This window comes from Pseudomonas sp. UBA6310 (genome assembly GCF_002438225.1).
Lineage (GTDB): Bacteria > Pseudomonadota > Gammaproteobacteria > Pseudomonadales > Pseudomonadaceae > Pseudomonas_O > Pseudomonas_O kuykendallii.
Window position 1 is genome coordinate 65,422 of sequence record NZ_DJTK01000085.1, and the last position, 23,381, is coordinate 88,802.

Consider the following 23,381-nt stretch of genomic DNA (forward strand, 5'->3'; position numbering starts at 1 on the left):
CATGCTGAAGGCCAGGATCGAGCAAGCCTTCAAGCCGTTGAATTGCGAAATCACCGAGCAGCTCAGCAGCTTCGACCTGCGCATCTTCGATCTCGTTACGGGCGAGACCCGGCTAGTGGTTACCGGCATGCACATCGGCAAACTTGAATCGCCGTCGTCCGTGGACGAACTCATCAGTGAACTGGGCGTAGAGCTGCGCCTGACCACCTTGAGCGGCTGGCCGCCGGAGCGGTAGGGCGAAGCCAGATGCAAAAAGCCCCGGCACTGCCGGGGCTTTTCGTTTACGCGGTCATCTGTTCCAGCGCCTCCATGAAAAGGAGGATATCCTCCTGCGCTTTCGCCCCCAGGCACCGAAACAGCGCCAGAAACGCCCGTTCCCGCGCGCTCAGCGCATCCGATTGGCTGGGCTTGGCTGAGGTTTCAGGCTGACCGATCTGCTCCAACATGCTGATACTCCATCATCATCGGGCGCCCCGGCGCCACCTTGGCACCGACCACAACGCCCGGGAGCGCCGCATGCTGTGAGTGGCAGGCGGCGCAAGCCTAACCCTGCCAAGATGTCGCACCTTGCGCGCCGACAATGCCTGTACGGACGGTCGTCGGGGGTAGCCGGCCCTGGCTAACTGAAGAGAATTTCACCCGTCTGCACATTGACTACCGAACCCATAATCCGGTCGAGCCTGAACGTTCGCTCAGCGCCACGTTCGTGGCAGTGCCCTTTCAGATAGGTGCCGGTGATCGAGTGCACAGTAACCCTCCGATTCGTGATATCGCCCTCCGCGTCCATGTATGTGAACTCCACCACGCCCATGCTCCAGCCCGTGCGCATTGCGCGGCTCTTGCTCGGCTTCGGCTTCTGGGCCTTGCGCTTTCGCCTATCACGGCGGAGCTCAACTTGAGGGGCGTCGGATGATGAGCGGCGCCGAAGCACCTCCCGTGCATTAGCTACGGACTCTTTCGCCATAGAGACGCACGCCAATGCGATAACGACGGCCAGCGCGACCCATCCCCAACCCATTTCGGACTCACCGTCGGAGGGCCATATCAGCTTCACGAGCAAGACGGCGCCAATCAAAGCGATGATTGTGGCGAGGACACCGCAAGGTTTGTCCTTGGTTCCTTCATCAGTTGCCAGGAGAAAATAGGCCGCAACCCAAAGACTGATCCCGCCCCCGCTAACCGCCAAAATCGCCAATGCTTCCTTCATCGCTCACTTCCTCCCTGTAGAGCGCATAGACGGAGGCCACGATCTGCAATCAAATCGCTAACAAAAAGTGGAAACTCAGTCGTTTTTTTTGTCGCCAGCGCGACTAGCCATCGCAGCCAGGGCAGTGGTCAGGCGGGCGACAGATTCGCGGTCTCGCTCTGGTAGAGAGCGGAATTGACTCAGGACAAGCGCTTCATCGGCTTGGAGGCTGTCCGCCGGAGCCGGCGTCCGTATCCCGGTAACCACATACAGGACGTCGACGCCTTTCTCGGCTACTGCGGCCAGATACACCGCATCGGGGCTGCGCTCGCCCTTCTCGTAGTTCAGTTGGCTGTTCTTCGCCACTCCAGCAAAGGCGGCGAAATCTGATTGGTTTAGGCCGAGGCGTAGCCGCTCTTCCTTCAGGCGTTCGCCAAATCCCACAAATGATTACCTCTGACCGTTGACAATCAAACAATCGTGGGAAATACTGCGGTCGTCATCACACGAAATCACACGAAACCGCACTATGCCGAACGGATACCCAACCGAGCAAGCGCTCGAAAAGGCACGGACCCAGATCAGTCTGGCGGGCCGCAGCACCAAGGAATGGGCAGAGGCGAACGACCTTTCACCCTCCACCGTCTACGCCGTGCTCAATGGGCAGAAGAAATGCCTGCGCGGCGAAGCCCACCGCGCGGCAGTACTGCTCGGCATCAAGGAAGGCGTGATCGCCGGTAAAGCGCCCCAACACGGGCGCCGCAAGACGGACACCCTGGCCGAGCGCCGCGGTGACGCCCTGCTGGCTGCACCCGGCATCAACCCCGACGTGGCGGAACAGTAATGGCCCGCCCAACTGCTGAAAACGAGAAGGCCGCCCGGCCAGTTCTCGACAGCCGCCGCCAGGTGATGAGCGCGGTGATCGCCGCCTACCCAGGCGGCCGCGAGGGCGCCGCCGCGCTGCTGGGCATCGACCTCAAGAAGTTCGACAACCGCCTCTACGAAAACCCCGGCCACCGCCCGCTGACGGACGACCAGATTCGCCAGCTCGAACGCGTAACCGGCACCACCTTCCTGGCTGACTACATGTGCGGCCTCTACGGCGGCGTGTTCGTCGCCATGCCCGACGACACGTCCCTGGACAACCTGGACCTCTACGTCCGCTCGCTGGCCACCGACGTGGCCGAGGGCCGGGTCGATCAAATCATTGCCAAGGCGCTGGAAGATGGCCGCCTCGACGAGGGCGAGCTCGCCGACATCGTCGCCGCTCACCGCCAACACATTGCTGCACGCCACGCCGAAGTCGGCGCCGTTATCACGCTGCACCGGAAAAATCCGGGCAGCCAGGAACCGTAGTAGGCGCATGAAGCGCCGCCATTACTGGCGAAAGCCATGGCCGCACCTGGCGGTCGGGGAGAGAACGATGAGCACCAACCACGGCGGCGGGTACAAGGCCTTGTGCCCGGCTTGCGGCAGCCGAATGCGCATCCGCAATTCGGAAGAGCAAACACCCACCTTCAAGACCATGTACGGCGAGTGCACGAACCTGGGTTGCGGCGCGACCTATGGTGGCTCCCTTGCCTGGGAATACGAGCTGAACCCGTCAGGCGTGGACCGCCCCCGCGTCCGGCTACCGGTGGCCCCTTCCTTGAAGCGGATGCAGGCCATCCGCGACAGCGCCAGGAAGACCGATCAGCTCGACATGCTCGCCGTTCTGGAGGCTTGACCATGCAACCCGTTCAACTGACCCCATCGCTCGACGACTACCGCAGCGGCATGCAACGCCATGCGGCAGCCTTCATCGCTCAGCACCAGGCCGAGCACCTGGACGAAGAAGGGCTCTTCGACCGCACCGTTTCGCACCTGGTGCATGCCTGGAGCGTGCCGGTGTTCCTGGCCGACCGCATCGTCCATCTGGCGATGACTGAGCGCCTGCCCAAGGGCGCCCGCTGGATCGGTATCGACCTCGCCAGCGGCCCCGACTGCTGCCTGCTGCACGACTACCGCATCGGCAAGACCATCCCTGTGCGGGCGCGCGTGCTGCCGCAGCGCTATCAGGCCCAATTCCTTGCCCAGCTGGGTACGCGCGCCTCTCTAGCTCTCCCCTGAATCCTTAAATCGCCCTGCCCCATCCCGGTGGGTTTGGGGAAGTTGCACCCGTAATTCGAGGACGCGCCATGCACAACGCCGTTGCCATCCAGCTGGACATGCCCAAGCCCGTAGCCGAAGCGCTGCTCGCGAGCCTGCGCGCCGAGCTGCGCAGGGCGATCAATGAGCACTGGTACGAGGACCGCTACCGCACCGTCCCGGACGAACTGCGCACCCGCCGCATCCTTGATGATTTCCCGGCACTTGCCGGCCACAAACGCACCATCGGCGCCCTCCAGGCAGCCCTTGTCGCACCCCGTAAGGCTGTCCAATGAAGATGCAAGAGAAACTCCGGTTTGAGGTGCTGCGCCGGCTGGAGAGTGATTTCGGCCTCACCCACATGGCCGGTACGAACTACATGCGCAAGGGTGTTTGCCCGGCGCCGAACTGCGGCAAGAAGACCCTCTACACCTTCCACGATTCGCCCTGGATGCTGATCTGCGGCCGGCCGGAGAAGTGCGGCCACCGTGTTCACGTCAAGGAGCTCTACAGCGACCTGTTCAACGACTGGAGCGAGCAGGCGCCGTCAACGCCCGAAAACCCGACCGCCACGGCGCGTGCCTACCTTGAAATGGCGCGCGGCTTCCGCATCGAGCTCATCGACGGCTGGTTCACCCAGGAAAACTACTGGAGCCGCGACCTGGGCATCGGCAGCGCCACCGTGCGCTTCGCCTTGGACAAGGGCGGCTACTGGGAGCGGCTGATCGACCGCCCCGAGCGCTTCGGCAAGATGAAGGCCCGCTTCCGGCCAGTAGCGCCGGGCAGCGAGAGTTACAAGGGCATCTGGTGGCGCCCGCCGACCCTCGACCTGGTGCAGGTACAGGAGCTGTGGATCGTCGAGGGCATCTTCGACGCCATTGCCCTGATGCACCACGACGTGCCGGCCGTCTCCATGATGAGCAGCGCGCCATGCCCCACTGAGTCGCTCAGGGCTTTGAAAGCGGCCTGCCATGAGGCTGATACCCGCCTCCCGCGGTTGATCTGGGCGTTGGATAACGAGCCGGTGGCCAAGGCCAACATGCGGCGCTGGGCGAAGGAAGCCCGCGCCCTGGGCTTTACCTGCGAGGCAGCCGTCATCCCGCAGCGCGGTGCCAAGAAAACCGACTGGAACGACCTGCACCAACGCTGGCAATTCATCGAGGGCGACGACGAGCGCCTCGAACGCATCGAGCAGGACCTTACCGAGGCGCGCCATCAAGGCGCACTGCTACTGGCCGAGTCCGCCGAGGAAAAGGCCATGCTGATGTACGAGTGGGACGAGAAGAAGGAATTCCACTTCGCCTTCCGTTCCCGCCTCTACTGGTTCCGCCTGGACCTGGAGAAGTACGACCGCGCGATGCGCGACATGGAAACCGACGAAAGCCAGGACGCTGCCCTGCTCAACGACCGCCAGCGCCGCGACAAGGCGCTGCGCCAGAGCGGTTCGGTGATGCGCATCGCCAACTGCTACTTCCACGCCCTGTACTTCATGCGCAACGAGCAGACGGACGAGGCCTGGTACTACTTCCGCGTCGAGCGCCCCGAGGCGCCCATCGTCAAGAGCACCTTCACCGCGGCGCAGATTTCGTCGGCGCCGGAGTTCAAGAAGCGCCTGCTTAACGTGAGCAACGGTGCGCTGTTCAGCGGCACGCCGCAGCAGCTGGAGCGCATGCTCGAAGGACAGCTCGACATCCTCAAGACGGTCAACACCATCGACTGGATCGGCTACACCCGCGAGCACGGCATCTACGTGTTCAACGAGCTGGCCATCGCCGGCGGCAAGGTGCACAAGCTCAACGAAGAGGACTTCTTCGACGTCGGCCGGCAGAGCATCAAGTCGCAGAGCCAGTCCCCCGTGCTGCACATCAACGCCAACCTGGCCGACTACCAGGAAGGCTGGTTTGAGCTGTTCTGGCGCTGCTTTGGGGCGCGCGGCGTGGTGGTGCTGGCCTGGTGGCTGGGCGCCCTGTACGCCGAGCAGATTCGCCAGTTGCAGAAGAGCTACCTGTTCCTGGAGCTGATCGGCGAAGCGGGCTCCGGCAAGACCACCCTGGTGGAATTCCTCTGGAAGCTGGTCGGCCGCACCGAGTACGAGGGCTTCGACCCATCCAAGGCCACCCCCGCCAGCCGCGCGCGCAACTTCGCCCAGGTCGGCAACCTGCCGGTGGTGCTGATCGAGTCCGAGCGCGAGCAGAAGGAAGGCGCGCCGGTGAAGCACTTCGACTGGGACGAGCTGAAAACCGCCTACAACGGCCGCAGCGTGCGTTCCACCGGCGTGAAGAACAACGGCAACGACACCCGCGAACCGCCGTTCCGCGGCGCTCTGCTCATCGCCCAGAACAACGCCGTCAACGCCTCCGAGCCGATCCTCCAGCGCCTGGGGCACGTGCACCTGACCCGCGAGCATCAGACGCCGGACACCAAGGTCGTCGCCGAGCGCCTGGAGCGCATGCCGGTGGAGCACCTCAGCGGCTTCCTGATCAAGGCGCTGCAGCCGGAGGCGCAGATCGTGAAGCGCCTGGACGAGCGCACGTCTGGCTATGAGCAGCAGCTGCTGGCCCTGCCCGGCATTCGCACGGTGCGTATCGCGAAGAACCACGCGCAACTGCGCAGCCTGGTCGACTGCCTGCAGCTGGTGGTGCCGATGAACGACGACCAGCTCGCCCTGGTGCATGAGGAAGTAGCGGCCATGGCCCTGGAACGGCAGCAGGCCATCAACGCCGACCACCCCGTCGTAACCAGCTTCTGGGAGCTGTTCGAGTTCCTCAACGGCCCGCTGGACGAGCCAGGCGGCGCGCTCAACCACTCGCGCAAGAACACCTTCGTCGCCCTGCACCTGAACGAAGTCATCGAGATGGCCATGAACAAACGCCAGCAGGTGCCGCCGATCCACGAGCTCAAGCGCCTGCTCAAGACGAGCAAGTCGCCCAAATTCCTGGAGAGCAACAAGGCCATCAACTCAGTGCGCTCGACCGACATGTCGGGCGCCTCGAAAACCGTCCGCTGCTGGCTGTTCCAGCTCGCGTGACGACTACGCCAGGGCGCGGCAACGCCCCGGTCCCTACCCCAAGGAGAAGCACCATGCACAACACCGCCAACCAGCTCCATCGGCGCGAAACGCTGATCACCCTGGCCCTCAGTGGCCTGACCCTGGCCCTGCTGATCCTGGCCGGCTACCTCGCACCGTCCGTACTGGCCGCGGCCCTCCACTGACCCCTCCGCCCGGGCGCGGCAACGCCCGGGCAACCCTTCCCCAAGGAGAAGCACCATGCAGATGAACGTGATTCGCGGCGAACGCGCCACCGGCAAGACCACCAAGCTGCGCGAGCTGGCCCGGGCCGCCGGCCTGGGCGAGGAGGAAATCATCCACGCCGATTTCTTCGAGGACAACGAGATCGAGATGCTCGTCCGCAACCGCCTTGCCAAGGGTGCGAAGGTGGTGTGCATCAACGACTGCTACGAGGCAACCGTCACGCACCTGACCCGCGCCGCAAGCAGCTTCCCGGCCGATCTGATCATTCATGCCGTGGTCCGGGCGTAGGGGGGAAGTGCAGATGAGCCATTTGAATCGACTGAACCTGCTGTTCGCTTTCGAGGCATGGGCGAAGCCCTGCGGCTACGACCTGACCACCGACGGCACGGCTGGCAACTTCATCAACGGCGAAACCCGCAGCGCCTGGATAGGTTACGAGACAGGCCACAACGAGCGCAGCCGGCGTAACCAGCAGCTGTACGCCGAGATTAAGAAGTCCAGCAGGTACGCCTGCCAGGCAGAGCTGTGCCGTATCAACGGTTATGGCTACCCCTTCAAGGTGCGCATCGTCCACGACGGCGGCGGCGATTACGTCGTGAAAGGTGGAGTTGGCGGCCAGTACCGCTTGGCCGACGTGAACCTGTACGTGATCGACGGCGACAAGAAAATTCGCGTCCGTTGATGCCTGCGCCGCCCTGCCGAGCGGCAACTCGGCAGGGCCTGCCCCCAAGGAGAAGCACCATGCACCACCTACAACAGCACCACCGCTGGGCCTTGCTGGCAATGGTCGCCGCGCTGGCAAGCGTGACCGCCACGTCGGTGGCGCTGGCCATCGCCGCGCTGATCGAGAACGCCATGCTGGCAGCCCTGTTCGCGTCCGCAGCGGTCGTCCTGGACCTGTTCAAGTATGTCGCCTGGCCGCTGGCCCTCGGGCTGCTGCCTTCACGACGAACCCTCTGCGCGCTGCTGATGATGGCCTGCGCGCTCGCCCTGGGCGGCGTATCCGGCTGGGCCAGTTACGACCGGCTATACAGCTCGATCATCACCAGCCGCGCCGAGTACCAGGCCCGCCACGAACAGCGCAAGGTCGACCTGATGGAACAGCGCGACGCCGACGCCGCTCGCATCGAGCAGCTCGACACCGACGCGGCCGCCATCCATCTGCAGGCCAATGCCTTGCGCGAACGCGGCATGGTCAGCCGCGCCCTGGAGCTGGAGAACGCCGCCATGGCTCGCATCGACGCCGAACGCGAACGCGCCCAGGTGCGCAGAGACTCCGCATCGCAAGAGCTGACCACCCTACTCGCCCGCCCGGCCAGGGCCGCAGGCCTACCCCTCGAACTGGCCACCCTGCTCTGCGCCGGCTTTGCCGCCGCGCTGGAGGTTGTCCCGGCCCTGATCCTCGCCGCCCTGCGTTCCACCCCCGTCGCGGAGCGCTCCCCCGTAGCCGTAACCGAGAACCGGAAACAAGCCAAGGAACGCCAGCAGGAACGAACGGAAACCGACACGGGAACAGCCGTCGCCCAGGTCCTGCCGCCCGAGCTGCAGCAGCTCATCGCCAAAGCGCAGAGCGGCGCCAAGGTGGCAGTCAGGCAGGTGGCGAAGGAACTCCAGATAGGCAGCAGCAAGGCCACCCGATTGCTGCAGCAGGCCGCGGAACTGGGCCTGCTGCACAAGACCGCCGGCGGATACGTCGCGGCGTAAAAGACGGCCCCGGGGGGCGGCAACCCCCCGAGGCCTCACCAACCCCAAGGAGAAGCACCATGCAAGCACAAACCCCCGAAGTCAGCGGCGCCGAGGCTACCACGAACACGTTTGCCATCGGCGATAAGGTGTCCTACGTCGTTTCCAAGACCACTGGCCGCGGCGTTCGCTTCACTGCACGTGAAGGCAAGATCATCGCCATCGATGGCAGCGCTGCGACCGTTCAAGCACGCAACGGCAGCTGCACCACGTTGCCACTCGACCAGCTCACCCCCGAAGGCCAGCCCAACGCCCTCACCCGCGCGCTGATGGGGAGCAACTGACATGGCCCACCCCCTGACCTGGAACAACCAGAAACCAACCGCCCCCGGCGCCTACTACGTCCGCGGCTTCCGCCTCGGCGAGGACCATTCCCGCCACGCCCTGGTAGAGGTGGCCACCACCGCCAGCGGCGTGCTGGTCTGTAACATCAACGAGCGCAACATCAACGATGACCTGCGCGACTGGCCGTTCGTTGCCGATCTGGCCGACCGCTTCGAGTGGTGCGGGCCGCTGGTGGAGTCCCGCCCCGCGTCGGTCCTGCCGAAGGTAATCGCCGAGCAGGTTCGGGAGGTATTCGAGGCACACCACAACCCGGTTGCCGAGGCGATCGACTACTTCGAGGCTCTGCTACTCACCTTCACCCAAGCGACGCCAGCCGTTCCTGGCCTGGACCTGGGCATGAAGCTGCCGTGCGACGTGAAGCTGCCCGGCGGCATGACCATCGGCAAAGGCTGCACGCTGTCCACGCTACTGCTCGCCCTGCGCAACCGCGGCGACGACATGCCCTGGCGCCAGCGCTTCGGCGTCCCGGTCCCCTTCGATCCCAGGCTGGTGAACCTGCGCAACGAGCTACTCGCCAAGCAGACCGCGTGCGAAGGCGGTGCCCAATGACCCGCACCCGTCCAACCATGGCCAGCAAGGCACTGGACCTGCCCAGCATCTGCGACGTGTGCGGCAAGGCTCGCGCAACCCGCAAGCACCGCGCCTGCAGCCGTATCCGCCAGCAGCGTAAGGCGGTCGAGTGGGCGGCATTCATGGCCGAACGCGCCGCCATCCGCGAAGCGAAGGAGCGCCGCTATGTCCGTTGAGCCCGTCATCATCAACGTCCGCGAGTACACCGGCACCTACATCGCCAAGGCCCCCGGTATCAAACCCTCAGCCAGTTGCACGGCCGGCCCGCGCCACGCCGCCGACGCCCTGGTGAAAAAGCTCGGCCTTGCACCGGGCTTGATCCAGGAACAGCCCCGCGAGGGGCTTGCCTACGGCTGCTCGTGCTTCGCCCACCCCGGCGAGCTGGCAACCAACACCAGCGACAAGGCGCACTGCCCCAACTGCGGCATCTGCCACACCCGCGAGGAAACCTGCAACGAAGCCAAGTCCCGCACCGGAGGTGCCGCATGAAAGCGCTGAGCATTCGCCAGCCCTGGGCATGGCTGATCGTTCGCCCCGACTTGACCGACCCCGCCGAACGCGCTGCGGCGCTGGCCGCCGGCCACATCAAGGACATCGAGAACCGCAGCTGGCCGACTCACTTCCGTGGGCGCGTGCTGATCCACGCGGGCAAAGGCATGACCGGCGCCGAGTACACCGACGCCTACCACTTCGCACTCGAGGTCGGTATCAAGCTACCTCTGTTCAACGAGCTGGAGCGCGGCGGCATCGTCGGCATCGCTACCATCACCGGCTGCAGCGGCGACAGCCCTTCGCCCTGGTTCTTCGGCCGGTACGGCTTCGACCTGGCCGACGCCAAACCGCTCCCCTTCCTGCCCTGCAAGGGGCAGTTGGGCTTCTTCCAGGTTGACTACCGGGAGCTTCCAGCATGAGCGCCCTTCGTCAAGGCGACATCTTCGCCGCCGGCGCCCAGCGCCTGCAGATGACCGAAAGCATTGAGCTGACGATTCAGTCCCTGCAGGCCTACGGCGCCGATCACGATCACTGGGGCATTGCCTGGTCCGGCGGCAAGGACAGCAGCGCCACCCTCACTCTGGTCATTTGGCTAATTGACTCCGGCCGCATCAAGCCGCCCAAGACGCTCACCGTGTTCTACGCCGACACACGCCAGGAGCTGCTGCCGCTGGCCAATGCTGCGGGCCAGATCATGGACGAGCTGGAAGAGCGCGGCATCCACATCGAGGTTGTCACAGCGCCGATGGACAAGCGCTTTATGGTCTACATCCTGGGGCGCGGCGTGCCACCGCCGAACAACAACACGCTCCGTTGGTGCACGCGCCAGATCAAGATTGACCCGATGACCCAGGCGCTTGAGCAGCGCCTCGCGAACCTGGATGGCAACGTCCTGATGATCACCGGGGTGCGCCAGGGCGAAAGCGCGATACGCGACAAGCGCATCGAAATGAGCTGTGGCAAGGATGGCGCCGAGTGTGGCCAGGGCTGGTACCAGAAGATATTGCCCGAAGCCAAAGGCCTGAAAGGGCGCCTCGCTACCCTGGCCCCACTACTGCATTGGCGTGTCTGCCACGTTTGGGAATGGCTCAAGCACTGGGCTCCGCTAGAGGAGTTCGGCGACTGGTCGACCGCCACAATTGCCGACGCCTACGGCGGCGACGAGGCGGAGGAAATCAACGCGCGTACCGGCTGCACCGCCTGTCCCCTGGCTAGCGAAGACAAAGCGCTCGACACCATCCTGCTCAATCCATCCTGGGCCTACCTCGCACCGCTCAAGCGCATCAGGGCCTTGTGGCGCGAGCTGCGCGAGCCACAGCACCGGCTTCGCAAAGCGGGCATCGAGCGGCTAAAGGACGGCAGCATCGCCGCTAACCCGCAACGTATGGGGCCAATCCTGCTGGAGTCGCGCCTCTGGGCGCTAGAGCAACTGCTCGGCATTCAAGCGGAAATCAACGAGGCCGCGCTGCGCCTCGGGCGCCCGCTGGTGGATATGATCAACGCCGAGGAAGAGGCACGCATCCGAGAGCTGATCGCCGCAGAGACCTGGCCTGATGGTTGGGACGGCGACGAACCCATCGCCACCACCCCTCTCGACAAGGTGTATGCAGACGGCTCGGTGCAGCCCTTGCTGTTTCTGGAGGCGCAATCATGAGCCGCCAAGTCCTGATCACCGGCGGCCGCCGCTTCGGCAAGCGCATGCTTCGCCTGTTCCAATACGCCCAGACTCACGGCTGGTCGGCCGCAATGACCAATGGTGGGCACCTCCGCTTCACCAAACCCGGGCGCCCGATCATCCACACCAGCAGCACGCCGAGCGATTGGCGTGCCGTGGACAATGCCGTGGCTATGCTGGCCAGGGCCGACCGCAAATCCATGGTGGTGGTGCCCGAACATGGCTGATATCGATCACGGCCAGCGCCGCCGCGAATTCGAGGCTAGGTACTGGCTGCAGCGTGGCTACACCAGCAAGGAGAAGGTGGCGGAGCTTGAGCAACTGCTTACCCCGAAACGCGGCGCCAACGGCGTCGCTCACCTGGTGGAAGAAATGCGTCGGCAGTGGGGGCGGCGCGCCGAATGGCTGGGAGGACGGAATGGGTAAGTTGGACGTTTTCATGCGCGAGGAGGAAGTCTGCGCTGCAACTAGCTTGTCCCGGGCCACCCTGTGGCGAGAGGTGAAGGCAGAGCGCTTTCCCAAACCGATCAAACTCACACCGGGGCGTGTTGGATGGCGCTCTTCACATGTCGCCGCCTGGCAAGATTCGCCAGGAACCTGGAAACCATAGGGCCGCGTTGCGGCCCTTTTTTTGGTCCATCAGAAAGTGAAACGGCCCCCAAAGTGGACCCCATCGAAAATGGGGAGACCTTGGAGGCCGCATGGATTCTGGAGCGGGCGAAGGGAATCGAACCCTCGTCATGAGCTTGGGAAGCTCAGGTAATGCCATTATACGACGCCCGCTGAGGGCGCTCTTTTTACCAGAAAGCGTTTGGGAATTGAAGCGCGTTCGGCAGTTGAAGGCCAACCGCATCGACGGCCAGGGGGGCGCGTCATCATTTTCGCGGAGGTTCGCTGCCCGGCAAGAGCGGCGCCTGCGCACCTTTATAACCCGTTGATCTTCCGTGAAATAGCCGCGCATCCAGGTCAGGTGCCGGCATTTTCGCGTGATTCGCATGAGATCCGCTTCGACGAAAAACCTGCAGGAGTCACTTGCAGAGTGAAATTCACCCATTTAGATTACGACTGTAATTCTAAAGCCACAGGATCATTCGCGATGAAGAAAACCCGCTTCCAGAGCACGCAATGCCCCGTCGCGAGGAGTCTCGATCATGTGGGTGAGTGGTGGAGCATCCTTATCCTGCGCGATGCCTTCTATGGGCTGAGCCGCTTCGACGATTTCCGTAAAAGCCTCAGCATCGCACCGAACATGCTTACCCGACGGCTCAATGGGCTGGTTGACAGCGGGTTGCTGGAGCGCCGCGTCTACAGTGAAAAACCGCTGCGCCACGATTACCTGCTGACCGACCGTGGCCGCGACTTCCGACCGGTGCTGCTGACGCTCATGGACTGGGGCAACAGGCATTTCGCCAAGGGCGGTGCCAGCGTGTTGCTTGCCGACAAGGCCAGCGAGCAGCCCGTGCGATTGCAGCTGATCGACGCCCATAGCGGCGCGCCCATCAGTCGGGAGCGGCACGTGGTGCGCCCAGGCCCGGCGGCGGACGAAGCCCTGCATCGGCGTCTGGAAAGTGGCCGGCGGCGGCGCGCCGAACGTGATGCCCAGCTGCCCGCCACCTCGGTGACCCTGTCATGACTTCGCTGAGCGGCATCGAGCCCGCCACCCAGGCCACCACGCTGAAACCTGCGCGCGGCAAGCCGTTCAAGCGCGTCGTCGCCCTGCTGGCCTTGATCGCCCTATTGGTCGCCGCGGCACTCTATGCGCTGCACTGGTGGCAGGTCGGTCGTTTCATCGAGCACACCGACGATGCCTACATCGGTGGCGACGTAACCGTGATCGGGCCGAAGGTTGCCGGCTACATCACGCAACTGGCGGTGACCGACAACCAGCCGGTGCGCGCCGGCGACCTGCTGGTGAAGATCGACGACCGCGATTACCGCGCCCGCCTCGACCGCGCCGAGGGTGCGGTGGCGGCCGAGCAGGCGCTGCTGGCCAATTTGGACGCCACGCTGAACCTGCAGCAGGCGCTGATCAGCCAGGCCCTCGCGGATATCGAATCCGCCAGCGCCGAGCAGAACCGCGCGCGCAACGACAACCGACGCTACGTCTCGCTGGTCAGCAAGAACGCCGTTTCGGTGGAGAACGCGCAGCGCGTGGAAGCCACCTACAGGACCGCCCAGGCGAACCAGGCAAAGGCACAGGCCGGACTGCTCGCCGCCCAGCGCCAGCTGGAAGTGATCGCCACGCAGAAGCAACAGGCCCGCGCCGCGCTGATGCAGGCGAACGCGGAACGCGAGATGGCGCAGCTGGACCTGAGCTACACCGAACTGCGTGCGCCGGTGGACGGGGTGATCGGCAACCGCCGTGCGCGGGTCGGCGCCTATGCCGCTGCCGGTACGCAACTGCTGGTGGTGGTGCCGGCCAGCGGGCTCTGGGTGGATGCCAATTTCAAGGAAGACCAGCTTGCCGACATGCGCCCCGGCCAACCGGTGAGCGTGCGTGCCGACGTGCTGCCCGGCCGCGAGTTCCACGGCCACCTGGACAGCCTGGCGCCGGCGACCGGCGCGCAATTCAGCGTGCTGCCCCCGGAGAACGCCACGGGCAACTTCACCAAGATCGTCCAGCGCGTCCCGGTGCGGGTGATCCTCGATCCGGTCGACGGCCTGCTCGGCCAGTTGCGGCCAGGGCTTTCGGTGACCGCCTCGGTGGACACCAGGGCGCAGACCGAACCTGCCTCCGCGCCGCTGGCCAGCACGCCGTGAGCGCTGCCGCCGGCGCCCCGGCATTCGATCCCGCCAGCATGCCCACCGCCCAGAAGGTGTTCGCCTTCGCCGCCATGTGCGTGGGCATGTTCATCGCCCTGCTGGATATCCAGATCGTCTCCGCCTCCTTGCGCGACATCGGCGGCGGGCTCTCCGCCGGCGCCGACGAGACCGCCTGGGTACAGACCAGCTACCTGATCGCCGAGATCGTGGTGATCCCGCTGTCCGGCTGGCTGTCGCGGGTGTTCTCCACGCGCTGGCTGTTCTGTGCCTCGGCGATCGGCTTCACCCTGACCAGCCTGCTCTGCGGCCTGGCCTGGAACATCCAGAGCATGATCGCCTTCCGCGCGCTGCAGGGTTTCCTCGGCGGCTCGATGATCCCGATGGTGTTCACCTCGGCGTTCATCTTCTTCAGCGGCAAGCAGAAGGTCATCGCCGCCTCCACCATCGGTGCCATCGCGTCGCTGGCGCCGACCCTTGGGCCGGTGATCGGCAGCTGGATCACCGAGGTTTCGTCCTGGCACTGGCTGTTCTACATCAACCTGGTGCCGGGCATCTTCGTCGCCGTCGCGGTGCCGATGCTGGTGCGCATCGACAAGCCGGACCTGTCGCTGCTCAGGGGCGCCGATTACGCCAGCATGGCGTTCATGGCGATTTTCCTCGGCTGCCTGGAATACACCCTGGAAGAAGGCCCGCGCTGGAACTGGTTCAGCGACAGCACCATCGTCGCCACCGCGTGGATTTCCGCCCTCGCCGCCTTGGCCTTCGTCAGCCGCAGCCTGATCGTGTCCAACCCGATCGTCGACCTGCGCGCGCTGAAGGAGCGCAACTTCGCCCTCGGCTGTTTCTTCTCCTTCGTTACCGGCATCGGCCTCTTCGCCACCATCTACCTGACACCGCTGTTCCTCGGCCGGGTGCGCGGCTACAGCGCGCTGGACATCGGCCTCGCGGTCTTTTCCACCGGCCTGTTCCAGGTGATGTCGATTCCGCTCTACGCGTTCCTCGCCAACCGCATCGACCTGCGCTGGATACTGATGGCCGGCCTGGCGCTGTTCGCCGTGTCGATGTGGGATTTCTCGCCGATCACCCATGACTGGGGCGCCAGGGAACTGTTGCTGCCGCAGGCCCTGCGCGGCATCGCCCAGCAGCTGGCGGTGCCACCGGCAGTCACCCTGACCCTCGGCGCGCTGGCCCCGACGCGGCTCAAGCACGCCTCCGGGCTGTTCAACCTGATGCGCAACCTGGGTGGCGCGATCGGCATCGCCGCCTGCGCGACCCTGCTCAACGACCGCACCAACCTGCACTTCACCCGCCTGGCCGAACACCTCAACAGGAGCAACGAGGCACTGAACCGCTGGCTCGACCAGGTCGGCGGCAACTTCGCCAGCCTTGGCCAGAGCGGCATCGAAGGCAGCACCGCCAGCCTGCGCCAGCTCTGGCTGCTGACCTACCGCGAGGCGCAGACGCAGACCTTTTCGGATGCCTTCCTGACCATCATGTGCTGCTTCATCGTCGCCACCGCGCTGGTGCCGCTGATGCACAAGGTCGTGCCACCGGCCGCGCCGCCGGCGGATGCGCACTGAGCAGAAGCGCCGGTGCGCAGCCCTCAGCTACGCGGCTGGTCGTCCCAGAACGGGCGGTTGAATTCCTGCTCGACGTCCACGCGGGTCAGGCCGATGTCCTTGAGCGTCGCGTCGCTGAGGCTCACCAGGTGACGGCGCTGCGCCGCCAGGCGCTGCCAGCGCGCCAGCAGGGCAAGCAGCCGGCGCCAGTACGGGAGGCGCGATGCCGGGGATAGCTGCCCGCGCATCACCAGCGCATAGCCCTTCTGTTGTTTTTTCATCGCAACCTCCTTCCGCGCAGGCGGGTTTCGGGCGGCTAACGTGCCGGTGTTTCGAGGAATATCGCCAGGCGCTCGGCTTCGCTGGCGAAGGCGTCGAGCGCGGGATACGCGCGGGCATCGACCACATCGCCGAGCATCATGCGAGTGAAGCTCCAGACGACGGCGACGGTGATGCCGTCCCGGCCGATCGTCTCGCCGCCCTGCAAGGGCCGCCGTACCAGTTCAGCCTCCAGCTCCGCGTAGGCTGCGAGCAGTTGGCCGTTGGCCCGTTCCAGCCAGGGCGCGTGCTGTTTCTCCACCGGGCGCAGGTTCTGCTCATAGACGATCTGCACGGTCTTCTCCGCCGCGGCGAGCGCCAGGCCGATCACCCTCAACGCGCGCAACCGGTCTGGGAGTGCGGAAGGCATCAGGCTGTGGCCCGGCCCGGCAAGGGCCTCCAGGTAGTCGAGGATCAGCGTGGAATCCATCAACGATTCGCCGCCGTCGCAGACCAGCGTCGGCGCCTTCACCACGGGGTTGATCTGACGAAAGCGCTCGAAGGTGCTGAACACCGAGAGTGGCTCGTGCTCGAAGGCAATACCCAGCCGCCGGAGGGAAATAGCGACCCGGCGGACGTAGGGCGAATCCAGCATACCTATTAGTTTCATTAACGAATTCCTTTGGGTGTCGATAGCGCAAAGCTGTTTCCCTGGGCGCCATATGGCGGCTCGATGGCGATTAAATTAGCGCTTAATCGGCCGTGCGAAAATCGATAGAAATTAAGCAATTCTGTTAGATTTGCTTACATGACCACACTTCCTCCGCTCTCCGCACTGCGCAGTTTCGAAACCGTCGTCCGCCTCGGCAGCATCACCCTGGCGGCCGGCGAACTGCACGTCACCCATTCGGCGATCAGCCAGCAGATCAAGCTGCTCGAACAGTTGCTCGGTTTGTCGCTGTTCGTCCGCGAGGGCCGCGGCCTGACGCTGACCGAAGACGGCCGGCTGTATGCGCTGCAGATTCGCCACGCGCTGGCGAACATCGCCGAGGCGACGCGGCTGGTGCAGGACCGCCCCGGCCGCGACGACCTGGTGATCGCCGTGGTGCCCTCCTTCGGGCTGAGCTGGCTGCTGCCGCGCCTGCCGGGCTTCCAGGCGCGACACCCGCGTTACCGGGTGCGCCTGCAAGCCAGCCTGGGCCTGCAGAACATCCGCCAGGAGGCCATCGACGTGGCGATCCGCATGGGCCAGGGCAATTGGGAAGGGGCGACGCAGAAGAAGCTGTTCGACGACGATCTGATCCTGGTCGCCTCGCCACGGCTCAACGGCGGCGAGTTGCCGGATACCCCCGAAGCGGCCATGCGCCTGCCATTGATCCGCACCGGCGAGCCCTGGCTGCGCTGGTGCCAGGCGGCCGGCGTGGAGGAACCGTCCGACAGCGCGGGCCTGTGGATCAACGATTCCAACCTGGTGCTGGAAGCGGTGCGGCTGCAGCAGGGCATCGCCCTGGAGCGCCGCAGCCTGGTCCACGCCGCGTTGCAACGCGGCGAACTGGTGCAACTGACCTCGATCGCGGTGCCCTATGCGCATCCGTACTGGCTGGTCTGGCCGCCGCGCGAAAGCAGCCGGCGCAAGCAGGAGGAATTCGCCGGCTGGCTGGAGGAGGAAGTCGCGCTCTATCTGGCACAGTTGAGCCGCTAGGACGCGATCTGCGTTGCTCCGTCCAAGACCCGCGTAGTTCTCTCCAACCCGGCGCCGGGCGGGTTGCGCAGACTTCTGGCAGGCAAACCGACAGGAGACCTGCCATGAGTGACTACGTAATCGCCCCCAACGCCCTGCCCTCGGTGGCCGTCGCCGGCCAGTCCGCGCGCTTCCCGATTCGCCGGGTGTTCTGCGTCGGGCGCAACTACTCCGAGCACGCCCGCGAGATGGGCCACGATCCGGACCGCGAACCGCCGTTCTTCTTCATGAAACCGGCCGACGCGGTCGTCCCGGCCGAGGGCACCCTCGCCTATCCGCCGCTCACCGCTGACCTCCACCACGAGGTGGAACTGGTAGTGGCGATCGGCAAGGGCGGCGTCGATATCGACCCCGCGCAGGCGCTGGATCACGTCTGGGGATACGCCGTCGGCCTGGACCTGACGCGCCGCGACCTGCAGGCGCAGGCCAAGAAGATGGGCCGCCCGTGGGAATGGGCCAAGGCCTTCGACGGCTCTGCGCCCTGCAGCGCGCTGGTGCCGGCGAGCGTGGCTGGGCATCCGCAGCGCGGCGCGATCTGGCTCAAGGTGAACGGCGAGGCGCGCCAGCGCGGCGACCTGGCCGAGCAGATCTGGCCGGTCAGCGACGTCATCGCCCATCTCTCGCGATCGGTGCAGCTCAAGGCCGGCGACCTGATCTTCACCGGCACCCCGGCGGGCGTCGGCGCCTTGCAGCCGGGCGACCGCCTCGAAGGCGGCATCGAGGGCATCGCCGAATTCAGCCTGGGCATCGCCGCGCGCTGATTCCCGCGCGCAGCGGGCGAGCCCGCGAACTCTCCGGGACCAAGGCGCTCCCACAAGCAGGTAGGATGGCGCAGCGCACCTGCGCTCGCCCTCCCCGATCACCCTGCGGCCTTCACCGCCCGAGATTCCGGTTACGTCGAACATGCCCGATCCGTCCCGCGTGCCCACGTACGGCATGCACCAACGCAGCGACCGCGCGGACTTCTACATCCGCGACAAGCAGGCGCGCCCGGCGCTGACCGCGCCGCACCGGCACGAGTACTTCCAGATCCAGATCAACCTGGGCGGCGACACGCTGCAGCATATCGGCGGCGCGATCCGCCCGTTCCCGCGCAACACCCTGGCGTTCATCCTGCCGCATCGCCTGCACGTGATCCCGCACCCCGAAGACGGCAACTTCGTGCTGATCAACTTCGCCCAGGAGTTCCTCCTGCCGCAGGTGCGCTGCGACGCGCTGGACCTGGAGGACATTCCGCTCAGCGAGGCGCAGGAACTGGCGCCGTTCCGCTTTCAGGAGCACCTGGATTTCATCCTCGACGACGACGAATTCGGCCCGGTCGCCGAACTGCTGGAGCGGATGCGCGCGGTGGACAGCGCGCGCCACTTCGGCTCGGAGCTGATCCTCAAGGGCTACCTGCTGCAGTTGATCGGCCTGGTCTGCACGCGCTACCAGGACGAGTTGCTGGCGCTGTCGGCGAACAAGGCCGAGAAGCGCGGCCGGCGGGATGCCATGGGCCGGGTGTCCAAGTACATCCGCGAACACCTGCTCGACCCACGGATGAACCTCAAGGACGCCGCGGCGGCGGCGTTTCTGTCGCCCAACTACCTCACCCACCTGCTGCGCAAGGAAACCGGCAGCAGCTTCTCCGAACTGGTGCTGGAGCGGCGCATGCGGCTGGCGCGCACCCACCTGATCAACGGCAACAAGCCCCTCGCCCACGTCGCCCTCGCCTGCGGCTTCACCGACGAAGCCTACTTTTCGCGCTGCTTTCGCAAGCGCCACGGCATGCCGCCAGGGCAGTTCCGCCGCGAGCAGCAACGGGGCGCGAAACCCTGATCCAAAAACGGCGCCCTGCGGCGCCGTTCTCTGTCAGACGTTCTCCATCGGAGGCTTGGGGTAGACCAGTGCACGCAGCTTCTTCAGGCGATCCTTGATCCGACGCTTCAGCCCGACGCCCTTGCGCAGCGCGTTGAGCTTGATCTGCTGCAGCAGGTTGCCGGCCACGTACATCTGGTTGGTGGCGATGCAGAACACCGGTTTGCCGGTGATGCGCATGATCTCCTGCGCCTGGAACTCCTCGCTCTCGATGAACAGCCGCGAACTGAGGTTCTTGCCGTAGACCTCGGCCTTGAACTTGTGGTGGATGTTCAGGCGTCGCCGCTCCTCGGCCGAAGGCAGGTCGACCATGTACAGGGTTTCGTACTGAACCCCGTGCCGGGCCAGCCATGCTTCGGTTTCGCCACGGTATTTCTCCAACCGGCTGGTGACCAGCGCGGCCACCTTGGTGGACGGAATGAACAGCGGTTTGGCGGTGTTGAGGAACTCGATATAACGCGGGCCGTCGTCGTTCTGCTCGGGAGTGGGGTCTTCGCACAGGACACCATCGATATCCAGACACGCGGACATCAATAACGGGTGATGCATAATGTTCCACTCGAACAGTCGTGGCTGCGGGACAACTTCGAAGTGCACATCGACCTGCGCGGTATTATCGCTCTGGGCGAATACCGCCAGACTCACCACGTCGCCGGAATATGTGGCCCTGACCTGTTCCAGTGCGGCCTGCATGGACTTCCCCGTATAGATGCTGTCGTCCACCAGAAGAATCTTCTTCGCCTCCTGCGGTTTGCTCCGGGACGCGAACTTGTAGGTCCGGGTACTGCCCTTCTTCAGGTCGTCGTTGCGCAGGAACGAGTAGAGATCGGTCAGCGGCAGATTGAGTTTCAGGGAGATGATGCTGGCGGCCAGCATGCCACTTCGCGGAATGCCCACGACGAGGTCTACATCAGGCGGAATGCGGGTTGCAAAGCGCGTGGCCAGGTAGGACACGTCGTTGATGCTTCTGTAGTTCATGCACGAAACTCCTGGGCGCAGAATCCTTCTTGACGACAAACGGAGGCGCCTTGCGGGGCGTCCGCGAAGCGTTGTTCGGTAATCGGAGGGGGTAACCTCGGCGACTTCCCTGTTTGTCGGGAACGACTACGTCGTAGTGGTCATATACGCATCGGACTGCACTTCGCGGACTCCCGATCAAACCGGAGAAGTCCACGAATGCATGCTTTTGTCATTCGGGAATATATATGAACGAATTACCGAGAAACCCCGCTGGTCATAACTCGTAACACTCGCCGGTCTTCAGCCCCACGCGAAGGAAAGTTATCCGCCCTGTATTGCCTGGTCATATCTGGCCAATGACGTACATGCGGACACGCATATATGTGAAGTGTCGGGAAAGTGTGTCAGGAAAGTTGAACGCCAATCCCGGGAAGTTCGGCAACAACGCAGACGATCCGTCCGACGAAAGCCAGCGCGTCTGGCGACTCAGGCTTGGGTGGCGGCCGGTCGAGGTTTAAAATGGCGGTCCTCCTTGCAGTGCGGTTCTTCCTAATGAGCTTATCGATTTCCACGGCGGCCCCGGCTCCGCGCCCAGGTACGCCAATGGTCGCCATGACCCTGCTGCTGCTCGGCGCGGTCGCCCTGAGCCTGGGCGTCAGCGGCCGCCAGGCGTTGCTGTTCATTGTCGGCGCGGCGCTGGGCCTGGTGCTCTATCACGCCGCGTTCGGCTTCACCTCGGCCTGGCGGGTGTTCCTCAACGATCGCCGCGGCGCTGGCCTGCGCGCGCAGATGGTGATGCTCGCGATGGCGGTGCTGCTGTTCTTCCCGGCGCTGAGCGCGGGCACGCTGTTCGGCATGCCGGTGAAGGGCCTGGTCGCACCGGCGGGCACCTCGGTGGTGGTCGGCGCCTTCATCTTCGGTGTCGGCATGCAGCTGGGCGGCGGCTGCGCCTCCGGCACGTTGTTCACCGTCGGCGGCGGCAATGCGCGAATGCTGGTCACCCTGCTGTTCTTCATCGTCGGCGGTGTGCTGGCTACCCACCATCTGCAGTGGTGGTCGGCGCTGCCCAGCCTGCCGCCCACGTCGATCATCACCACCATGGGCATGCTGCCGGCGCTGATCTTCAGCCTCGCGCTGTTCGCCGCCATCGCCGCCCTGAGCGCGCGCCTGGAACTGCGTCGCCACGGCCAGCTGGAACGCGCGGCACCCAGCGAACATCAGGGCCTGCAGCGCTTTTTCCGGGGCCCCTGGCCGCTGGTCTGGGGCGCCGTGCTGCTGGCGCTGCTCAACTACGCGACCCTGGCGCTGGCCGGACGCCCGTGGGGCATCACCTCGGCCTTCGCCCTGTGGGGCGCCAAGGTGCTGCAAGCGATGGGGGTGGCGGTGTCCAGCTGGCCGTTCTGGCAGCAGCCGGCGAACGCCAGCGCGCTGGCCGCACCGGTCTGGCAGGACATCACCACGGTGATGGACATCGGCATCATGCTCGGCGCGCTGCTGGCGGCCGGCCTGGCCGGACGCTTCGCACCGAACCTGCGGATTCCGCTGCGCTCCCTGGTGGCCGCGGTGATCGGCGGGCTGATGCTCGGCTACGGTTCGCGCCTGGCCTATGGCTGCAACATCGGCGCCTACTTCAGCGGCATCGCCTCCGGCAGCCTGCACGGCTGGCTATGGCTGGTGGCGGCGTTCGTCGGCAACGGCGTCGGCGTGCGCCTGCGACCACTGTTCTTCCCCGGTGAACGCCGCGAAGTCCAACTGACCGGCTGCTGAACCTCAGCGGCTCAGGGAATGAGCCGCTGCTTGCGCAGGCGGGCGAACACGTCGAAGAAGGCGTCGTCGCTGGCCTGGTAGTCGAGAAAGCCCAGCTTGCGGCTCTTCGACATGTCGGTCACCACCTCGATGGGCCGACCCAGGTCGGCGTCGGTGTGCCAGGGCGAGATCAGCCGGTTCAGGTCCGCTTCGGCCAGATCGAACTTCGCCACCATCTCGGCCCAGACCTTGCCGTCATCCGCCATCTGCCGCTCCAGCGGCTGCAGGCTGCCGTCGAACGGCGCCGCCTCGAGGCCGAACCACTCGGCGATGCGTCGCCACATCCAGCTCCAGCGGAACAGGTCGCCGTTGACCACGTTGAACGCCTGGTTGGCCGCTGCCGGCGTGGTCGAGGCCCACAGCAGCTGGCGCGCCAGTTGGCGGGCATCGGTCATGTCGGTGAGGGAATTCCACTGCACCTCGGAGCCCGGGAAGCGGAACGGACGACCGCTGAAGCGGCAGATCGAGGCGTACACCGCCAGGGTGGTCGCCATGTTCATCGCATTGCCCACCGCCACGCCGGTGATGGTGTGCGGGCGGTGCACGCTCCAGCGGTAGCCATGACGCCCGGCACCGGCGAACACTTCGTCCTCCTGCGCGTAATAGAAGTTCTCGACGTCGAGGCGGCCCTGTTCCTCGCGGAACGGCGTTTGCGGCAAGGCGCCCTTGCCATAGGCCTCGAACGGGCCGAGGTAGTGCTTGAGCCCGGTGACCAGCGCCACGTGTTCGAGGCTGCCGCGCGGTCCCAGGGCGTCCAGCAGGTTGCGCAGCATGGCGGCGTTGACGCGGATGTTTTCCGCCTCGCTGGACTGGCGCGACCAGGTGCTGATGAACAGGTGCGAGGGCGCCAGCGTGGCCAGGGCGGCGTTGAGCGAGGCGGCGTCCAGCAGGTCCGCGCCGATCGGCGTGACGCCGGGCCGGGCGACCGGTTTGCGCGCCAGGCCGGCAACCTGCCAGCCCCGCCCGAGCAGTTCTTCCACGGTCGCGCTACCGACGATCCCGCTCGCCCCGACAACCAATGCAACCTTCGACATAATCGACTCCAC

At 65.3% G+C, this 23,381-nt stretch carries 33 protein-coding genes, 1 tRNA gene and 1 pseudogene; 27 read left to right on the top strand and 8 right to left on the bottom strand.

Going from position 1 to position 23,381, the window contains the following annotated elements:
- The first annotated feature begins 1 nt into the window (after position 1).
- Positions 2 to 235, top strand: coding sequence for a DUF1652 domain-containing protein (locus B3E91_RS21820; protein WP_287031365.1), 234 nt, complete (start codon positions 2 to 4; stop codon positions 233 to 235).
- A gap of 46 nt (positions 236 to 281) precedes the next feature.
- On the opposite strand, the gene B3E91_RS21825 is transcribed toward B3E91_RS21820, so the two are convergent.
- The 3 genes from B3E91_RS21825 to B3E91_RS21835 form a co-directional block, all read right to left on the bottom strand.
- Positions 282 to 446 (bottom strand): hypothetical protein, encoded by a 165-nt coding sequence (locus B3E91_RS21825; protein ID WP_287031366.1) that lies wholly within the window; start codon positions 444 to 446, stop codon positions 282 to 284.
- A gap of 173 nt (positions 447 to 619) precedes the next feature.
- Positions 620 to 1,207, bottom strand: coding sequence for a WYL domain-containing protein (locus tag B3E91_RS21830; RefSeq protein WP_287031367.1), 588 nt, complete (start codon positions 1,205 to 1,207; stop codon positions 620 to 622).
- A 75-nt stretch (positions 1,208 to 1,282) separates the two neighbouring features.
- Complete coding sequence (locus B3E91_RS21835; protein WP_287031368.1) at positions 1,283 to 1,630, bottom strand: helix-turn-helix domain-containing protein; 348 nt, start codon at positions 1,628 to 1,630, stop codon at positions 1,283 to 1,285.
- 85 nt (positions 1,631 to 1,715) lie between these two features.
- Here B3E91_RS21835 and B3E91_RS21840 point away from each other — a divergent pair.
- The 19 genes and pseudogenes from B3E91_RS21840 to B3E91_RS21930 all read left to right on the top strand — a co-directional run.
- Positions 1,716 to 1,919 (top strand): annotated as a pseudogene (locus tag B3E91_RS21840) (DNA-binding protein); the annotation flags it as partial.
- A 110-nt stretch (positions 1,920 to 2,029) separates the two neighbouring features.
- Positions 2,030 to 2,542: a YmfL family putative regulatory protein gene (locus B3E91_RS21845; RefSeq protein WP_287031369.1), complete on the top strand. Its 513-nt coding sequence runs from the start codon at positions 2,030 to 2,032 to the stop codon at positions 2,540 to 2,542.
- Positions 2,543 to 2,609: 67 nt separating this feature from the next.
- The gene (locus B3E91_RS21850) at positions 2,610 to 2,912 is read left to right on the top strand and encodes an ogr/Delta-like zinc finger family protein (RefSeq protein WP_273228716.1); all 303 of its coding nucleotides are present in this window, start codon (positions 2,610 to 2,612) and stop codon (positions 2,910 to 2,912) included.
- A 2-nt stretch (positions 2,913 to 2,914) separates the two neighbouring features.
- On the top strand, positions 2,915 to 3,295 hold the full coding sequence (locus tag B3E91_RS21855; RefSeq protein WP_287031370.1) for a hypothetical protein: 381 nt from the start codon (positions 2,915 to 2,917) through the stop codon (positions 3,293 to 3,295).
- Between the two features lie 68 nt (positions 3,296 to 3,363).
- Entirely contained in the window at positions 3,364 to 3,609 is a 246-nt protein-coding gene (locus B3E91_RS21860; RefSeq protein WP_287031371.1) for a hypothetical protein, read from the top strand.
- 2 nt (positions 3,610 to 3,611) lie between these two features.
- Complete coding sequence (locus B3E91_RS21865; protein WP_287031372.1) at positions 3,612 to 6,341, top strand: toprim domain-containing protein; 2,730 nt, start codon at positions 3,612 to 3,614, stop codon at positions 6,339 to 6,341.
- 53 nt (positions 6,342 to 6,394) lie between these two features.
- Positions 6,395 to 6,526: a hypothetical protein gene (locus B3E91_RS21870; protein ID WP_287031373.1), complete on the top strand. Its 132-nt coding sequence runs from the start codon at positions 6,395 to 6,397 to the stop codon at positions 6,524 to 6,526.
- 55 nt (positions 6,527 to 6,581) lie between these two features.
- Positions 6,582 to 6,854, top strand: coding sequence for a hypothetical protein (locus B3E91_RS21875; RefSeq protein ID WP_287031374.1), 273 nt, complete (start codon positions 6,582 to 6,584; stop codon positions 6,852 to 6,854).
- 13 nt (positions 6,855 to 6,867) lie between these two features.
- A complete protein-coding gene (locus B3E91_RS21880; RefSeq protein ID WP_287031375.1) occupies positions 6,868 to 7,248 on the top strand; it encodes a hypothetical protein in 381 nt (126 codons plus the stop codon).
- A 101-nt stretch (positions 7,249 to 7,349) separates the two neighbouring features.
- Entirely contained in the window at positions 7,350 to 8,270 is a 921-nt protein-coding gene (locus B3E91_RS21885; RefSeq protein ID WP_287031376.1) for a hypothetical protein, read from the top strand.
- Between the two features lie 59 nt (positions 8,271 to 8,329).
- Positions 8,330 to 8,593, top strand: coding sequence for a hypothetical protein (locus B3E91_RS21890; protein ID WP_287031377.1), 264 nt, complete (start codon positions 8,330 to 8,332; stop codon positions 8,591 to 8,593).
- 1 nt (position 8,594) lies between these two features.
- A complete protein-coding gene (locus B3E91_RS21895) occupies positions 8,595 to 9,203 on the top strand; it encodes a hypothetical protein (RefSeq protein ID WP_287031378.1) in 609 nt (202 codons plus the stop codon).
- Positions 9,200 to 9,400 (top strand): hypothetical protein, encoded by a 201-nt coding sequence (locus tag B3E91_RS21900; RefSeq protein ID WP_287031379.1) that lies wholly within the window; start codon positions 9,200 to 9,202, stop codon positions 9,398 to 9,400. The genes B3E91_RS21895 and B3E91_RS21900 overlap by 4 nt, the downstream gene beginning before the upstream one ends.
- A complete protein-coding gene (locus B3E91_RS21905) occupies positions 9,390 to 9,713 on the top strand; it encodes a hypothetical protein (RefSeq protein ID WP_287031380.1) in 324 nt (107 codons plus the stop codon). Before B3E91_RS21900 ends, B3E91_RS21905 begins: the two co-directional genes overlap by 11 nt.
- Positions 9,710 to 10,135, top strand: coding sequence for an ASCH domain-containing protein (locus tag B3E91_RS21910; RefSeq protein ID WP_287031381.1), 426 nt, complete (start codon positions 9,710 to 9,712; stop codon positions 10,133 to 10,135). The genes B3E91_RS21905 and B3E91_RS21910 overlap by 4 nt, the downstream gene beginning before the upstream one ends.
- Positions 10,132 to 11,370 carry a phosphoadenosine phosphosulfate reductase family protein gene (locus B3E91_RS21915; protein WP_287031382.1) on the top strand — a complete coding sequence of 413 codons (1,239 nt, stop codon included), beginning with the start codon at positions 10,132 to 10,134 and terminating at the stop codon, positions 11,368 to 11,370. The genes B3E91_RS21910 and B3E91_RS21915 overlap by 4 nt, the downstream gene beginning before the upstream one ends.
- Before the next feature lie 44 nt (positions 11,371 to 11,414).
- A complete protein-coding gene (locus B3E91_RS21920) occupies positions 11,415 to 11,618 on the top strand; it encodes a type II toxin-antitoxin system HicA family toxin (RefSeq protein WP_287031416.1) in 204 nt (67 codons plus the stop codon).
- Positions 11,611 to 11,817, top strand: a complete 207-nt coding sequence (locus B3E91_RS21925) for a DUF7696 family protein (protein WP_287031383.1) — start codon at positions 11,611 to 11,613, stop codon at positions 11,815 to 11,817. Before B3E91_RS21920 ends, B3E91_RS21925 begins: the two co-directional genes overlap by 8 nt.
- Positions 11,818 to 11,830: 13 nt before the next feature.
- Positions 11,831 to 12,001, top strand: a complete 171-nt coding sequence (locus B3E91_RS21930) for a helix-turn-helix transcriptional regulator (protein ID WP_287031417.1) — start codon at positions 11,831 to 11,833, stop codon at positions 11,999 to 12,001.
- 99 nt (positions 12,002 to 12,100) lie between these two features.
- Here the strand turns inward: B3E91_RS21930 and B3E91_RS21935 are convergent.
- Positions 12,101 to 12,174 (bottom strand) — tRNA-Gly (locus B3E91_RS21935).
- 313 nt (positions 12,175 to 12,487) lie between these two features.
- Between B3E91_RS21935 and B3E91_RS21940 the strand changes: the two genes are divergently transcribed.
- Genes B3E91_RS21940 through B3E91_RS21950 form a run of 3 tightly spaced genes read left to right on the top strand, consistent with a single transcriptional unit; the run spans position 12,488 to position 15,734 of the window.
- Positions 12,488 to 13,024: a winged helix-turn-helix transcriptional regulator gene (locus B3E91_RS21940; protein ID WP_287031385.1), complete on the top strand. Its 537-nt coding sequence runs from the start codon at positions 12,488 to 12,490 to the stop codon at positions 13,022 to 13,024.
- The gene (locus tag B3E91_RS21945) at positions 13,021 to 14,151 is read left to right on the top strand and encodes an HlyD family secretion protein (protein ID WP_287031387.1); all 1,131 of its coding nucleotides are present in this window, start codon (positions 13,021 to 13,023) and stop codon (positions 14,149 to 14,151) included. The genes B3E91_RS21940 and B3E91_RS21945 overlap by 4 nt, the downstream gene beginning before the upstream one ends.
- Entirely contained in the window at positions 14,148 to 15,734 is a 1,587-nt protein-coding gene (locus tag B3E91_RS21950) for a DHA2 family efflux MFS transporter permease subunit (protein ID WP_287031388.1), read from the top strand. The genes B3E91_RS21945 and B3E91_RS21950 overlap by 4 nt, the downstream gene beginning before the upstream one ends.
- Before the next feature lie 23 nt (positions 15,735 to 15,757).
- On the opposite strand, the gene B3E91_RS21955 is transcribed toward B3E91_RS21950, so the two are convergent.
- Together B3E91_RS21955 and B3E91_RS21960 are read right to left on the bottom strand one after the other, a co-directional pair.
- Positions 15,758 to 15,994 carry a DUF1127 domain-containing protein gene (locus B3E91_RS21955; RefSeq protein ID WP_287031389.1) on the bottom strand — a complete coding sequence of 79 codons (237 nt, stop codon included), beginning with the start codon at positions 15,992 to 15,994 and terminating at the stop codon, positions 15,758 to 15,760.
- Between the two features lie 35 nt (positions 15,995 to 16,029).
- Positions 16,030 to 16,641, bottom strand: coding sequence for a glutathione S-transferase (locus B3E91_RS21960; RefSeq protein ID WP_287031390.1), 612 nt, complete (start codon positions 16,639 to 16,641; stop codon positions 16,030 to 16,032).
- Positions 16,642 to 16,779: 138 nt separating this feature from the next.
- Between B3E91_RS21960 and B3E91_RS21965 the strand changes: the two genes are divergently transcribed.
- The 3 genes from B3E91_RS21965 (at position 16,780) to B3E91_RS21975 (ending at position 19,530) form a co-directional block, all read left to right on the top strand.
- Positions 16,780 to 17,673 carry a LysR substrate-binding domain-containing protein gene (locus tag B3E91_RS21965; protein ID WP_287031391.1) on the top strand — a complete coding sequence of 298 codons (894 nt, stop codon included), beginning with the start codon at positions 16,780 to 16,782 and terminating at the stop codon, positions 17,671 to 17,673.
- Positions 17,674 to 17,777: 104 nt separating this feature from the next.
- Positions 17,778 to 18,473, top strand: a complete 696-nt coding sequence (locus B3E91_RS21970) for a fumarylacetoacetate hydrolase family protein (protein WP_287031392.1) — start codon at positions 17,778 to 17,780, stop codon at positions 18,471 to 18,473.
- A 142-nt stretch (positions 18,474 to 18,615) separates the two neighbouring features.
- Positions 18,616 to 19,530, top strand: coding sequence for a helix-turn-helix transcriptional regulator (locus B3E91_RS21975; protein ID WP_287031393.1), 915 nt, complete (start codon positions 18,616 to 18,618; stop codon positions 19,528 to 19,530).
- A gap of 33 nt (positions 19,531 to 19,563) precedes the next feature.
- Here the strand turns inward: B3E91_RS21975 and B3E91_RS21980 are convergent, their stop codons facing one another.
- Positions 19,564 to 20,547, bottom strand: coding sequence for a phosphoribosyltransferase family protein (locus tag B3E91_RS21980; protein WP_287031394.1), 984 nt, complete (start codon positions 20,545 to 20,547; stop codon positions 19,564 to 19,566).
- A 534-nt stretch (positions 20,548 to 21,081) separates the two neighbouring features.
- Between B3E91_RS21980 and B3E91_RS21985 the strand changes: the two genes are divergently transcribed.
- Positions 21,082 to 22,296, top strand: coding sequence for a YeeE/YedE family protein (locus B3E91_RS21985; RefSeq protein WP_287031395.1), 1,215 nt, complete (start codon positions 21,082 to 21,084; stop codon positions 22,294 to 22,296).
- 11 nt (positions 22,297 to 22,307) lie between these two features.
- On the opposite strand, the gene B3E91_RS21990 is transcribed toward B3E91_RS21985, so the two are convergent.
- Positions 22,308 to 23,369, bottom strand: a complete 1,062-nt coding sequence (locus B3E91_RS21990; protein ID WP_287031396.1) for an SDR family oxidoreductase — start codon at positions 23,367 to 23,369, stop codon at positions 22,308 to 22,310.
- Positions 23,370 to 23,381: the final 12 nt, after the last annotated feature.